This window comes from Pseudomonas gebzensis (genome assembly GCF_034427815.1).
Lineage (GTDB): Bacteria > Pseudomonadota > Gammaproteobacteria > Pseudomonadales > Pseudomonadaceae > Aquipseudomonas.
This window is the reverse complement of record NZ_JAXQNS010000039.1, coordinates 1-734: the sequence shown is the minus strand read 5'-3', so window position 1 is coordinate 734 and position 734 is coordinate 1. Positions and strand designations below refer to the sequence as shown.

Below are 734 nucleotides of genomic sequence, written 5' to 3'. Positions count from 1 at the left end.
AGAACCTAGATTCAGGTGATGCCTGAGAACAGTGAGTTGTCTTGGGTTTTCGATGGGTAATAATTTTTTGAGGCACTTTCACTTGGCAGGGCTCGCGCAAGAACCAAAATACTGGAAGGCACGGTGAATTTGTATGCCGCCGTGCCGTGAGTATTTACGTTAGGCAGTTTCAGTCAGCGCTCAGGAACGGCAGATTTTCTCATTGTGGATGGCGCATCAGGCGAGAGGTAGGAGGAGACTAAGGTGGCCACAGCCTCCTTTTGATTTTTTCTACACAAAATGCTCAGGCTTGAGCGCGGCGTATGGACATCGCTGACAGCGTTGTACTTCAGGTTCACAATATCTTTATTTGCGGCAACCGACAGTTGAGTGATTTCTTTCCAGTTATAGGAGTTCTGATGGTAGCGGGTGCGCATGTCCCGCGATGTTTTCGAGCGGAGCATGACTAATGCTACCAACCCCATGCCGCCCGGGCCTGCTAAGGCAAGCTTGGCAGGGCCGGGGACGGTAGCAATGATGGAGATGATGACCACCTTTAGGAAGATTAACAGGCCATCTATGATTTTTGAATTGAGCTTTGAAGTGCTCTCCCACTTGCGCTCCTCGATTCCTGAGTGGGTGATTCTATAAGCAAAATTAACTCGGTGGATGTCTGCGTATACCCCGGGGGAGATGAGGATTAAGAAGAATATTACGGAAAGCGTTATCGCCCAAGCGCTGGGCGCGTTGTCATG

General features: G+C 49.9%; 1 protein-coding gene. It reads right to left on the bottom strand.

Annotated features, from left to right (window positions below; all coding sequences use genetic code 11):
* Positions 1-173: 173 nt before the first annotated feature.
* On the bottom strand, positions 174-734 hold a 561-nt coding region (locus SJI00_RS22365), incomplete at its 5' end, for a hypothetical protein (protein WP_322463858.1).